This is a genomic window from Kribbella rubisoli (genome assembly GCF_004217145.1).
Taxonomy (GTDB): Bacteria; Actinomycetota; Actinomycetes; order Propionibacteriales; family Kribbellaceae; genus Kribbella; species Kribbella rubisoli.
The window spans coordinates 327,576-339,825 of record NZ_SHKR01000015.1 but is presented as its reverse complement, the minus strand read 5'-3'; the positions used below and the strand labels follow the sequence as shown (position 1 = coordinate 339,825).

The 12,250-nt window shown below is 68.3% G+C and carries 13 protein-coding genes; 9 read left to right on the top strand and 4 right to left on the bottom strand.

What is annotated here, in order from left to right:
* The first annotated feature begins 7 nt into the window (after window positions 1-7).
* The 4 genes from EV645_RS31070 to EV645_RS31055 all read left to right on the top strand — a co-directional run bounded on the left by EV645_RS31070 (window position 8) and on the right by EV645_RS31055 (window position 3,004).
* Window positions 8-328, top strand: coding sequence for an ArsR/SmtB family transcription factor (locus EV645_RS31070; protein WP_130447608.1), 321 nt, complete (start codon window positions 8-10; stop codon window positions 326-328).
* The gene (locus tag EV645_RS31065) at window positions 325-753 is read left to right on the top strand and encodes an SRPBCC domain-containing protein (RefSeq protein WP_130447607.1); all 429 of its coding nucleotides are present in this window, start codon (window positions 325-327) and stop codon (window positions 751-753) included. The genes EV645_RS31070 and EV645_RS31065 overlap by 4 nt, the downstream gene beginning before the upstream one ends.
* A 173-nt stretch (window positions 754-926) precedes the next feature.
* On the top strand, window positions 927-1,913 hold the full coding sequence (locus EV645_RS31060; RefSeq protein WP_130447606.1) for a calcium-binding protein: 987 nt from the start codon (window positions 927-929) through the stop codon (window positions 1,911-1,913).
* Window positions 1,914-2,098: 185 nt separating this feature from the next.
* Entirely contained in the window at window positions 2,099-3,004 is a 906-nt protein-coding gene (locus tag EV645_RS31055; RefSeq protein WP_242000777.1) for a hypothetical protein, read from the top strand.
* Window positions 3,005-3,008: 4 nt separating this feature from the next.
* Here the strand turns inward: EV645_RS31055 and EV645_RS31050 are convergent, their stop codons facing one another.
* On the bottom strand, window positions 3,009-4,439 hold the full coding sequence (locus EV645_RS31050; RefSeq protein WP_130447605.1) for an alpha-amylase: 1,431 nt from the start codon (window positions 4,437-4,439) through the stop codon (window positions 3,009-3,011).
* A 77-nt stretch (window positions 4,440-4,516) separates the two neighbouring features.
* Here EV645_RS31050 and EV645_RS31045 point away from each other — a divergent pair, with 77 nt between their 5' ends.
* Together EV645_RS31045 and EV645_RS31040 are read left to right on the top strand one after the other, a co-directional pair.
* Window positions 4,517-5,467 (top strand): zinc-binding dehydrogenase, encoded by a 951-nt coding sequence (locus tag EV645_RS31045; RefSeq protein WP_242000776.1) that lies wholly within the window; start codon window positions 4,517-4,519, stop codon window positions 5,465-5,467.
* Window positions 5,464-6,453, top strand: a complete 990-nt coding sequence (locus EV645_RS31040) for an RNA polymerase subunit sigma-70 (RefSeq protein WP_242000775.1) — start codon at window positions 5,464-5,466, stop codon at window positions 6,451-6,453. The genes EV645_RS31045 and EV645_RS31040 overlap by 4 nt, the downstream gene beginning before the upstream one ends.
* Window positions 6,454-6,477: 24 nt before the next feature.
* Here the strand turns inward: EV645_RS31040 and EV645_RS31035 are convergent, their stop codons facing one another.
* The 3 genes from EV645_RS31035 to EV645_RS31025 are packed head-to-tail and all read right to left on the bottom strand — an operon-like array spanning window position 6,478 to window position 8,161.
* The gene (locus tag EV645_RS31035) at window positions 6,478-6,789 is read right to left on the bottom strand and encodes an antibiotic biosynthesis monooxygenase family protein (RefSeq protein ID WP_130447604.1); all 312 of its coding nucleotides are present in this window, start codon (window positions 6,787-6,789) and stop codon (window positions 6,478-6,480) included.
* Window positions 6,790-6,799: 10 nt separating this feature from the next.
* The gene (locus EV645_RS31030) at window positions 6,800-7,114 is read right to left on the bottom strand and encodes a hypothetical protein (protein ID WP_130447603.1); all 315 of its coding nucleotides are present in this window, start codon (window positions 7,112-7,114) and stop codon (window positions 6,800-6,802) included.
* A gap of 57 nt (window positions 7,115-7,171) precedes the next feature.
* Window positions 7,172-8,161, bottom strand: a complete 990-nt coding sequence (locus EV645_RS31025; protein ID WP_130447602.1) for an aldo/keto reductase — start codon at window positions 8,159-8,161, stop codon at window positions 7,172-7,174.
* Between the two features lie 120 nt (window positions 8,162-8,281).
* Between EV645_RS31025 and EV645_RS31020 the strand changes: the two genes are divergently transcribed.
* From EV645_RS31020 to EV645_RS31010, 3 genes are all read left to right on the top strand, one after another.
* Window positions 8,282-9,166: a helix-turn-helix domain-containing protein gene (locus EV645_RS31020; RefSeq protein WP_130447601.1), complete on the top strand. Its 885-nt coding sequence runs from the start codon at window positions 8,282-8,284 to the stop codon at window positions 9,164-9,166.
* A 61-nt stretch (window positions 9,167-9,227) separates the two neighbouring features.
* Window positions 9,228-10,826, top strand: coding sequence for a DHA2 family efflux MFS transporter permease subunit (locus EV645_RS31015; protein ID WP_130447600.1), 1,599 nt, complete (start codon window positions 9,228-9,230; stop codon window positions 10,824-10,826).
* A gap of 82 nt (window positions 10,827-10,908) precedes the next feature.
* Window positions 10,909-12,225, top strand: a complete 1,317-nt coding sequence (locus EV645_RS31010) for an epoxide hydrolase family protein (protein WP_130447599.1) — start codon at window positions 10,909-10,911, stop codon at window positions 12,223-12,225.
* Window positions 12,226-12,250 lie beyond the last annotated feature (25 nt).

Here is a 12,250-nt window from a genome sequence, read left to right as displayed (position 1 = left end):
ATTGCCAGTGGAACCGCGTGAGGCCGCGCCCGCGCTCGACGCGCTGGGTGACGCGAACCGGCGGGCGATCGTCGAGATCCTCGGCAGCGGCGCGCTGTCGGTCCGGCAGATCGCCGAGCAACTGCCGATCAGCCGACCGGCCGTGTCCCGGCACCTGCGGTTGCTGAAGAACGCCGGGCTCGTGAGCGACGTACCCGATGGGAATCGTCGGGTGTACCAACTCCGCGAGGAGGGCGTGGAGGCGGTGCGCGCGTACTTCGCGGAGGTGTGGGGGTCGGCTGCAACCCGGTTCCGGATCGTCGCCGAGAACACTGCGGAAGAGCGATGATCGAGCCTCTGGTAGTCGAGTTCGACGTGGACGCATCGGTCCCGCACGCGTTCGACGTGTGGACGCGCAAGTGTGCGAGTTGGTGGCCGACCAGTCACACCGTCAGCGGTGATCCGTCGGCGATCACTTTCGAGCCGTTGCCGGGCGGGCGGATCGTCGAGACCGGACCCGACGGCGCAGAGCACCTGTGGGGCGAGGTCCTCGATTGGGAACCGCCCGGGCGGCTGCGATTCGTGTGGCACCTCTTCTTCGACCGCAGCGAGGCCACCGAGGTCGAGATCACGTTCAACCCGCGCGGCGACGGCACCGTCGTCCGGCTCGAACAGACTGGCTGGGACAACCTTGGCCCAGCCGGCCGCCCACGCCGCGACCGAACGGGGGCGGCGTGGGCGGCGATCACCTCGCGCTACGTCGCGGCCCTGTAATCCATATTGTTGGCTTCCCCCACGATCTCCCTAGTTTCCCCTTGTGTGCCGTGCATACGAGCGCCGAACGAATTCGGTTCAGTGTGAACCGTCTTGTGTCGGCGCCCGTGTAGGGCCCATACATTCCGGCGAGTCGACTCGAGACGGCCGTGAACAACAGGGGAGAAAACATCATGAGTACTGTGGCAAAGCGTGTTCGGCGCGGACTCGCCGTAGCAGCTGTCAGCGCCGGCATCGCCGTGAGTCTTGTCAGTACGGCGTCCGCCGCGCCGGCCGGCAGCGTCGTGATCGACACCGGCCAGCTGATCGTCACCGGCACGAACCACGCCGACAGCATCACCCTCAGCGTGCCGGCCGCCGACACTTCGGTGGTCGAGGTCGACTTCGGTGACGGTACGGCGAAGCGCGTCGTGAAGCGGGCCGACTTCGGCCAGATCCACGTGGACAGCCGGGGTGGCAACGACACCGTACGCATCGACTACGGCGCCGAGGTGCAGCAGCCGGCCACGATCATCGACACCGGGAACGGCAACGACACCGTGTTCGGTGGCAGCGGCAACGAACTGATCCGCACCGGCGCCGGTAACGACAGCGTCGACGGGAACCGCGGCGCCGACACGGCGCTGCTCGGCAGCGGACGCGACACGTTCACCTGGGATCCGGGCGACGGCAGCGACGTCGTCGAGGGTGGTCGCGACCAGGACACGATGGTGTTCAACGGTGCGGCCGTCGCGGAGAAGTTCGTTGCCTCTGCCAACGGTGCGCGGCTGCGGTTCACCCGGGACGTGGGCAACATCGTGATGGACACCGACAATGTCGAGCGGCTCACGCTCAACGCCCTCGGCGGCGCCGACACCGTCACCGTCGGCGATCTGCGCCGTACCGATGTCCAGAAGGTCACCGTCGATCTCGGCGCACAGCTCAACACCAGGGGCGGCGACTCGGCGATCGACGCGGTGACCGTGACCGGCACCGCCGGCCGGGACCACATCCGCGTCTCCGGCTCCCACGGCGACGTGCGGGTGTCCGGACTGCGGGCCGACGTACAGCTGAAGGACGCGGAACCCACGGACCAGCTCACCGTCGACACGCTCGCGGGCAACGACCGGGTTTCCACCGGCAGGCTGGCGCGGGGCACCATCGGTCTCAGCATCCTCTGACCACCTCTGCCCGGCGTCCGCTCCCCCGGACGCCGGGCACTGCGCCGCGGGGCGCTGGGCCGGCCGGCGCAACTTTGGTCTCGCTGTGGGCATCAGGACAGGTGAGGGCCTTGCAGCGGAAGGGCGGTCATCCGTCTCCTGGGGCTGCCGCCGGGCGCTGAGCACCAGTCCGGGGGAGGACAGAGATGAATCGAACGCTCGTCGCAGGAGCCGTCGCGGCCGTACTCGCGGTCGGCTTCCTGCCGACATCAGCCGGCGCGTCGCCGCGCGCCACGACGGAAGCCTGTGCGGTGGATCTGGGATCGGTCACTGCCGGCGGCGACAGCTGGATGCAGTTCATGGCCGCGACCTCACCGCCGACCCGCACGTACGACCACATCGTCGGACGGGACGTGTATCCGGACGGTCAGGTCCGGCTCAGCGCCACGATGAGCGCCGACGCGAACGCGGCCGGCCCCGAGCCCAGCGGCTATCTCGTCCTGGGCGACGCCCTCTACAAGAGCTTCTACGCGGTCAACTTCGCGGACGGCGAGATCCTGCGCTCGGGCCTCAGCCGCATCGGCGGAGGCTGGGCCAGTTTCACCGCGGTCGACCAGTCGACGTACTCCAGCGGCTCGTTCTACCGGACGAACACCTACGGTCTGAGCGGCGACGGCGTGCTGTTCCGCTGGACCGTGGATACGCAGGGCGGGTGGCGGAACAAGGCGTCGTACCCCGGCTTCTCCGCGGTGAAATCGATGACGCTGATCAGCCAGACCCGGACCTACGACACCTTCCTGGCCAACACCCGCGGCGGGGCGCTGTACACGATCCACATCCCGACGGCGACGCCGATGAAGCCCGTCGTCAAGCTCGTCCGCGGCTCGACTTGGCAGGGCTTCGAAGCGCTGGTCGCAGAGAGGTGCGGGCAGTACGGCACGCTGCTGCTCGGCATCGACAAGGACACCAAGTCCGCCTATCTGTACGCCGTCGGCCACGCGAACGGCACCGCGACCGTCATCCAGAACCGCGGCAAGCTCCCGGTGAGTCTCGACGACCCGGTGTACTTCCACTGGACCGGCCCGGCCGCCGCACCGCCGTTCGGCGAGTGACGCTTCAGGAGACCTTGGCGCCGGCGTGTAGGGCGAGGCCGTCGGTGGCTGCGATGTCGGCGCGGAACCAGCCGTCCGAGTCGACGGTGTACGTCGGTCCGCTGCAGTGGCCGGGTGTGTAGTCGCCGTGGAAGACGTCGCAGTACACCCCGGCCGGGAGGTCGGTGTGGAAGCTGCGGCCGGTCAGGGCAGAGCTCTCGTCGTTGAGGACGAGGTACCCCTTGGTGCCGCGGCCGAAGGCGATCGCGTCGTTGCCGTTGTCCCACCATTCGGTGACGGCGGTCCCCCGCGTCGTGTTGTGGAAGCCGACCATGTTCGCGATCACGCGCCACTCGTGCTCGCAGCGCCACCGATTCGCGAAGCACGTCGTGTCGACGGTCTGCCCGGTGTTCGTCGACGGCGGGCCTTCGTCGTTCGAGCTGTACTCGTAGCTCGACATCACCTTCGGCGTACCGTACGTCCACGCCAGCATGAACGCGTTCGCCATCGCGTACCGGCCGTTGTCGCGGAACGTCAGTACGCCGCTCCCCCGCTGCGTGTCGTGGTTGTCGGTGAACACGACCGCGTGATCCGACGGCAGCGGCTCGGCGAACGTGTGCAGGTACGCCAGTCGCTCGGTGTTGAAGACCTTCGCGAGATCCGTCCCGTACCGGAACTCCAGCACGTCACCGTTGCCGACGTACTCGTCCGGGGTGATCGGCTCGCCCGCGCCGTAGATGACCTCCTGATAGAGGTACGCCGGACCCGACAGCTTCGCCTTGATCGCGGCGATGTCCGCGGCCGCCATGTGCTTGGAGGCATCCAGCCGGAACCCGTCGACGCCGATCGACAGCAAATCGTTCAGGTACGCCGCGATCCGGCCGCGCACGTAGTCGGTATCCGTCGCGAGATCCGCCAGGTCGACCAGCTCGCAGTTCTGCACCTCGTACCGGTCGTTGTAGTTGACGATGTCGTCGTTGCCGTTCCGCCCGCAGTGGTGGAAGTCCTGGTTCTGGTAGATCCCCGGGTAGTCGTAGTGCGTGTACGACGAGCCCGCGCTGCCGGCCCCGCCGGACGAGCCGCCGGTCATGTGGTTGATCACCGAGTCGACGTACACCTTGACGCCCGCGGCGTGACAACTGTTGACCATGGCAACGAACTCGGCGCGGGTACCGCGGCGGGTGTTGTCGATCTTGTAGCTCACCGGCTGGTAGTCCTGCCACCACGGATACCCCGACCCGGGCAGCACGACATGCTCCTGCGGCGGCGAGACCTGCACAGCGCCGTACCCCTTGGGACCGAGCACCGCGCCGCACTCGCGGCCCACGCTGTTCCAGTTCCACTCGAACAGCTGGACGATGACGTCCCGATCTCCGCTCGGCGCAGCCTGCGCGACCGGCACGCTCAACCACACCATCGACAAACTGGCCAGCAGCACGAGCACACGGCGAATCATCAGCACTCCCTAGGGGCGTCGGGAAACTTCATCAAACCAGACCGATTCCTTTTCGTCGCGGGGCCGGTCTACCTGACATGGAAATGCGAGCGCTGAAGCAGATGTCTTTCGACGGTCCTCGGGACATGCGACTGATCGCCGATACGGCGGTGCCGGTGCCTGGGCCGGGTGAGGTGTTGATTCGGGTCGCGGCGGCGGGCATCAACTTCGCCGACCTCTCGAAGAGTTATGGCGTGTTCGGCGGTGGACCGACGCCGCCGTACCTGGCTGGGTTCGAGGCGGCTGGGGAGATCGTGGCGGTAGGTGACGGGGTGAGCGAGGCGCGCTTGGGAGAACTCGTCGTCGGGATCGGGGACGGTGCGTTTGCGGAGTACATGGTGTTGCCGACGGCCGTGCCGGTGCCTGCGGGGTGGACGGCGCAGGACGCGCTGGGGATGGTGGTGAATTGGCCTACCGCGCTGGCTGCGCTGACGACGCTCGGCCGCGTTGCCGCCGGAGAGACCGTGATGATCCACGCGGCCGCGGGTGCGACCGGGCAGGCGGCGGTGAAGATCGCCAAGCACTATGGCGCTACGGTCATCGGCACCGCGTCGCCGAGCAAGCACGAGGTCGTGCTGGCGCTGGGTGCCGACCATGTACTCGACTCGCGGAGCGATGCGCTCGCGGCCGACGTACTGCGGCTCACCGGCGGCGTCGATCTGGTGGTGGAGACGGGAGGGACCTTCGAAGCCAGCCTCGCGGCCGCCAAGCGGGTCACTGGTCGGGTCGTCGTCATCGGAGCGGCAGGTGGCGAGGCTGCGATCACCAACTGGGACCTGGTGTACAGGCATCAAGTCCACGTGATCGGCTTCAACCTCGGAGTTCTCATCGAGACCGCGCCGCACATCTTCGGCGAGCTGTTCGGGCTCATCGCCGCCGGCGTCCTGTCCCCCGGTCGACCCACCACCTACGACCTGGCCGACGGGCCGAAAGCGCTCGCGGAACTGGAAGCCCGCGCGACCGTCGGCAAGCTGGCCCTGCTGCCTTGAGACAATTGCGTATGGGCTCGGACGAGCAGTTCGCCGCGGACACCGAGCGGTACCGGCGGGAACTGCTCGCGCTCTGCTACCGCATGGTCGGCTCCGCGCACGACGCCGAGGACCTGGTGCAGGAGACCTACCTGCGGGCCTGGCGCTCGTACGCCGGTTTCGAGGGCCGCGCTTCGATCCGTTCCTGGCTCTACAAGATCGCCACCAACGTCTGCCTCACGGCCCTCGACTCGCGACAGGGCCGGATGCTGCCCTCCGGTCTGGCCGGCCCGTACGACGGACCCGACCGCCCGCCGCTCCCCGCCGTACCGGGCGAGGTCTCGTGGCTCGAGCCCCTCCCGGACAGCTGGATCGCACCGGCCGCCGACGATCCGGCTGCGGTGGTTGTCGCCCGTGAGTCGGTGCGGCTCGCGCTGATCGCCAGCCTCCAGCTCTTGCCGCCACGCCAACGCGCGGTTCTTATCCTGCGCGAGGTCCTGGCGTTCCCGGCGACCGATACCGCGGAGATCCTCGGCACCACCACGGCGGCGGTCAAGAGCGCCCTGCAGCGGGCCCGTTCGACCCTCGACGAGGTGGAGCCCGACGAGCTCCTCGAGCCGACCGACCAGCGGGCACGCGCATTGCTCGACGGCTACATCACGGCCTTCGAGCGCTCGGACGCCAACCTGCTGGAGCAGGTACTCCGCGCAGACGCCACGCTCGAGGCAACACCGTTCCGCGACTGGCAATCGGGCAAGACGAGGTGCATCCACCTGCTCGAGGCTCACGTGTTCGGGCCGCCGGGCGACTGGCAGTTCATCCCCACGACCGCCAACGCCCAGCCCGCCGCAGCCGTGTACCACCGCGGCCAGGCGAGCGGCATCGTCGTACTGACCGCCACCACCACCGGCATCTCCCGAGTGGTCGAGTTCCAGAACCCCACCCTGGTCACAACCTTCGGCTTCCCGTCAGGAATCGAGAAGCGGGAACCGACCGCCCACCCCTAGCGTGAGTCGCAGACAACCACGTAGTCAGGTGTCCTCGGGTCTGACCTCGAAGTGGGTGACGGTGAGCTCTCGCTCGAGCAGGTAGTCGTCGTCTTCGGGGTAGTACTTCGCGTGCGTGATGTCGTCGCCGGCGAACGCGCGGATGTGGTCGAGGTCGGTCCACCAGCTGAGCGTGACGATCTCGGTCCGGCCGTCGCCGAGATCCCGGGTCAGGAGCTGCGCGCCCTGGTTCCCCGGGGTACGGCGGTAGCCGGACATGCCGGTGCGCTCGACGATCTCGGCGTACTCCGCGGCCTTCTCGGTCGGCACCCAGCCGCGCCACATCCGCGCGATCATGCGGCCGCCGTCAGGAGCGGTCGTAGTGGGACGGCGGGAACGGGTGGCGCTCGGTCAGGGGGTAGATCTCGCCCTCGGACTCCTCGCGGTCCAGCTCCGCCTTCGCCTCCTCGTAGACCTCTGACTGCGTCACGTCGGTCGGCACCGGCTCGTCGGTCGCCGGCGGGACCTCGTCCGGGTCGTACGCGTCGACACCGGCCTCGACCCGCTCCTCCTCGGTCCGGCGGTCCAGCTCGTCCTGGTCCGGGTGGATCGAGTCGCCGCCACCGTGCTCCCGCCGATCACGGTGCACGTTCTCCGAAGTCTCGAAAGGTTCGTCCGACATCGCTCCTCCTCAACCGGGGCTCAATGGGGTGCCGCACGACCCACACTAGGCCACGACCTAGAGATAGGTCTGGGCCTCCAGCTCATCCGGATACCGGCCGCCCTCGATCCTGATCCGGGACGACGCCTCGGTCAGCCGGTCGAGCTCGTCGGCGGACAGCGTGACGTCCGCGGCTGCGAGGTTCTCCTCCAGCCGGTGCAGCTTCGTCGTACCCGGAATCGGAACGATCCACGGCTTCCGCGCCAGCAACCACGCGAGCGCGATCTGCGCCGGCGTCACGCCGTTCGCAGTGGCGAAGGACTGCACCAACTCGACCATTGCAACGTTGTGCTGCAGAGCCTCGGCCCCGAACCGCGGGATGCGTGCGCGCAGATCGTTGTCCTTGTCAAAGGTGGACCCGACCGTACCGGTCAAGAATCCCTTGCCGAGTGGGCTGTACGGCACGAACCCGATCCCCAGCTCCTCACACGTAGCCAGGACCTCTTCCTCGGGTCGACGCCACCAGAGTGAGTACTCGCTCTGCACCGCGGTCACGGGCTGTACGGCGTGCGCGCGCCGGATCGTATTCGCGGCGGCCTCGGACATCCCGTACCGCTTGACCTTCCCGGCCTCGATCAGCTCCCTCACCGCCCCGGCGAACTCCTCGATCGGGTACGCCGGATTCACGCGATGCTGGTAGTACAGGTCGATCGCCTCGACCCCGAGCCGCCGCAGCGAGCCGTCGACAGCGCCCGCCACCTCGTCCGGCCGCAGCATCCGCCCGAGCGGCTTGCGCTCCACCGGATCGATCGCGTTCGCGAACTTCGTTGCCACCACCACCCGACCCAGGTACGGCCCCAGCGCCTCACCCACGAACTCCTCATTCGCATGCGGCCCATAGGTCTCCGCGGTGTCGAAGAACGTGACACCCCGCTCCACCGCAGCGTGCAGAAGCTTGACCATCTCCCCTCGATCCGGCCGCCCGCCGTACCCGCCGGTCATCGTCATACAACCGAGCCCGATCGCCGACACCACGGGACCGTCGGCTCCAAGAGTGCGTTCCTTCATTTGTCCTCCTAGTTGCTCACAGCCCAGCCAACCCCCGTCGGGGGGGCAGGCGGGAGGCCTGGGCGAACGGGGTACTGACAGAACCCCCCTCGCCGGCACCGGCGTTCGTAAGCTGGAAACGTGAGCACGGAGAACCGGAAGCAGGTGCGGGACTTCCTCGTCAACCGGCGCGGGAAGGTCACGCCGCAGCAGGCCGGGCTGCAGTACTACGGGGGCAACCGGCGCGTGCCGGGGCTACGCCGCGAGGAAGTCGCAACGCTGGCCGGGCTGAGCGTCGACTACTACGCACGGATCGAGAAGGGCAACCTCTCCGGCGTCTCCGAGACCGTCCTGCACGCCATCTCGGACGCCCTCCAGTTGGACGAAGCCGAGCGTACCTACCTGTTCGACCTCGCCCGTACTGCGAACGCCAGCCACCGCACCCCGCGCCGCGAACCGGCCCGACGGGTGAGGCCTGCCGTGCAGCGCATTCTCGACGGTATGGCGACCACGCCCGCGCTCGTCCGCAACGGACGTCTCGACGTCCTGGCCGCCAACCCGCTCGGGCGTGCCCTCTTCGCGCCGCTCTTCGACAGCCCGGTCACCGCTCCCGGGCAGGCGCCGAACCACGCGCGGTTCGGGTTCCTCGACCCGAGAGCGCACGACTTCCACCCGGACTGGAATCTGTCCGCGAACACCAATGTCGCGATCCTGCGCACCGAGGCCGGGCGCGACCCGTACAACAAGGATCTGACCGACCTGATCGGCGAGCTGAGCACCCGCAGCGAGGACTTCCGGACCCGCTGGGCCGACCAGAACGTCCGCCTGCACCGCACCGGCACGAAATCCTTCCACCACCCCGTGGTCGGCGTGATCACGGTCGATTTCGAAGCCATGGAGCTGTCCGCCGACGCCGGTCTCACGATCACGGCCTACTCCCCCGAGCCCGCCTCGCCTTCCGCGGACGCGCTGGCTCTGCTCGGGAGTTGGGTGACGACAGGGAGTCACGCCGGCGAAACCGGCTGACTTTTGGGGGGTGGGCGCGCGTAGGCTCTGGAACGACGTGCTCGTACCCAAGGGGGGACTCGTGAGTCAGCCTGATACGCAAGCCGAATACCCCGATCAGATCGATGCCGCAGTACTGAAGATCGCCGGTGTCGTGGTGCTCGGGGCCATCATGTCGATCCTCGACATCACCGTGGTCAACGTCGCGCTGCCGACGTTCCAGGACGAGTTCGGGACGCCGGGCAACCCGGTCGCGTACTCCACGGTCGCCTGGACGGTCACGGGGTACACGCTCGCACTGGCGACCGTGATCCCGCTGACCGGATGGGCCGCCAACCGGTTCGGCACGAAGCGGCTGTACATGGCCGCGATCTTCCTCTTCACCGCCGGGTCCGCGCTGTGTGCGACCGCCTCCAGCATCGACATGCTGATCGGCTTCCGCGTCCTGCAGGGTCTCGGTGGCGGCATGCTGATGCCGCTCGGGATGACGATCATGACCCAGGCCGCCGGTCCGCGCCGGATGGGCCGGCTGATGGCGATCCTCGGTGTGCCGATGCTGCTCGGCCCGATCCTCGGCCCGATCCTGGGCGGCTGGCTGATCCAGGTCGCGAGCTGGCACTGGATCTTCCTGATCAACGTCCCGCTCGGCGTGATCGCGCTGACCTACGCGTGGTTCGCGCTGGCCAAGGACCACGCGGAGCCGTCCGAGTCGTTCGACTTCGTCGGCGTGCTGCTGATGTCGCCAGGGCTCGCGCTGTTCCTCTTCGGCATCTCGTCGCTGCCGGCCGAGGGCGGTGACTTCACTGCGCCCCGGGTGTGGGTCTCGGTGCTGATCGGTGTGCTGCTGATGGCAGCCTTCGTCTGGCACTCGTTCCGGCCGGCGCACCCGCTGCTGGATCTCCGGCTGTTCCGCGACCGCAACCTGACCATCTCGATCATCACGATGTTCCTGTTCGCCGCCGCGTTCTTCGGCGGACTGCTGCTGGTCCCGACGTACTTCCAGCAGATCCGCGGCGAGTCCACGCTGCAGGCCGGCCTCCTGGTCGCGCCGCAAGGCATCGGTGCGATGGTGACGATGCCGATCGCCGGGCGCTTGGTGGACAAGGTCCCGGTCGGCCGGATCGTGCCGTTCGGGATCGGGTTGATCGTGATCGGCATGTTCGGCCTGACCCAGATCACCGCGACCACGCCGTACGGCATCCTGATCGCGATGCTCTTCGTGATGGGACTGGGCATGGGCGGCACGATGATGCCGCTGTTCACCACCGCACTGCGGACCCTGCGCGGCCCCCAGGTCGCACGCGGCTCGACACTGCTCAACATCAGCCAGCAGATCGCCTCCTCGTGCGGCGTCGCCACGATGTCGGTCATCCTGACCAACCAGCTGAACAACTCGCCGATCATCCCCGGCACCCAGAACATTCCCGGGCTCGGCGAGGGACTCCGCGAGACGCAGGCAGCGATTTTGTCCAACACGCGCCCCGCGAGCATCGTTCCGCTGCACCTCGACCCGGCCGTGATCGAGCGCGGCCTGACCGAGGCCGCCGCGGCGTTCGCCCACACCTACTGGGTCGCGTGGGTCCTGGTGGTCATCACCTTGATACCGGCGTTGATGCTCCCGCGGAAGCGCGAAGTCGTCAACCTGACCGACGAGAAGGCCCCGCCGGCAGTCATCGACTAAGACCAGGGGTTTCTACTGGGGCGACGCCGTCGCCGGCAGACGACGCTTTCACGAGTACAGAGAACTCGTGAAAGGGAAGAATATGTCTCCGTCAGCGTCCCCCAGGCCCAGTCGGCGCACAGTCCTGTACGGCGGGCTGTACGGCGGGCTGGCCGCAGGGCTCGCCGTACCGGCCGTGTCGGCGTTGGGCGACCAGGCCGTGGCAGCTCCGGCTGCTGTGTCGTCGCCGTCCGGCTCCACCGCGATCCGGCCGTTCCGCTTCACCGCTTCGCGCGATCAGCTCAACGAGTTGCGCCGGCGGGTCGCCGCGACCCGCTGGCCCTCCGAGGAGCTCGTCGCGGATCGCTCGCAAGGTGTGCAGCTGGCCACGAGTCAGGCGCTGGCGAAGTACTGGAACACCCGGTACGACTGGCGCAAGTTCGAGGCCAAGCTCAACGGGCTTCCGCAGTACACCACCGAGATCGACGGCGTGGACATCCACTTCATCCACGTCCGCTCCCGGCACGCGGATGCGATGCCGCTGATCATGACCCACGGCTGGCCCGGCTCGATCGTCGAGTTGCTCGAGACCATCGGCCCGCTCACCGACCCGACCGCGCACGGCGGCAGGGCCGCGGACGCGTTCCACCTGGTCCTGCCGTCGGTCCCCGGGTTCGGCTTCTCGGGTCAGCCGACCGAGACCGGCTGGGACACCGGCCGGACCGCGAAGGCGTGGGCCGAGCTCATGCGACGCCTCGGCTACCCGAAGTACGTCGCCCAAGGCGGCGACGTCGGCGCCGCCGTCACGGACAGCCTGGGTCGGCTCGCACCGGCCGGTCTGCTCGGCATCCATTTGAACCTCCTCGTCCCCGCCCTCGGCGGCGTGCAGTTCCCGGCGACCACTCCGGACGAGGTAGCTGCCACCCAGGCGCTCGGCGAGTTCGCCCGGAGCGGCAACGGCTACATCGTCGAGCAGTCGAACCGTCCGCAGACGATCGGCTACGCACTACTCGACTCGCCCGTCGCGCTCGCTTCCTGGATGCTCGACCACGACACCGACAGCTACTACAAGATCTCCCGCGCGTTCCGTGGCGGACTTGTCGCCGGCAACCTCACCCGCGACCACGTCCTCGACAACGTCACGCTGTACTGGCTGACGGGCACCGGAGTCTCGTCCGCCCGCGCGTATTGGGAGAGCGCCATGGCCCGCGGTGGACAGACCCCGCCGCCGGTCACCGTGCCGGTCGGATTCAGCGCGTTCCCGGGCGAGATCTTCCAGTCGCCGCGCAGCTGGGCCGAGCTCGCCTACCCGACCCTTGCCTACTACAACAAGCCGGCCCGCGGCGGTCACTTCGCTGCCTGGGAAGAGCCGCAGCTGTTCACCGAGGAGGTCCGCGCGGCGTTCCGATCGCTCCGGTAGCCTCCGACGGAACCTTCCGGCGCGT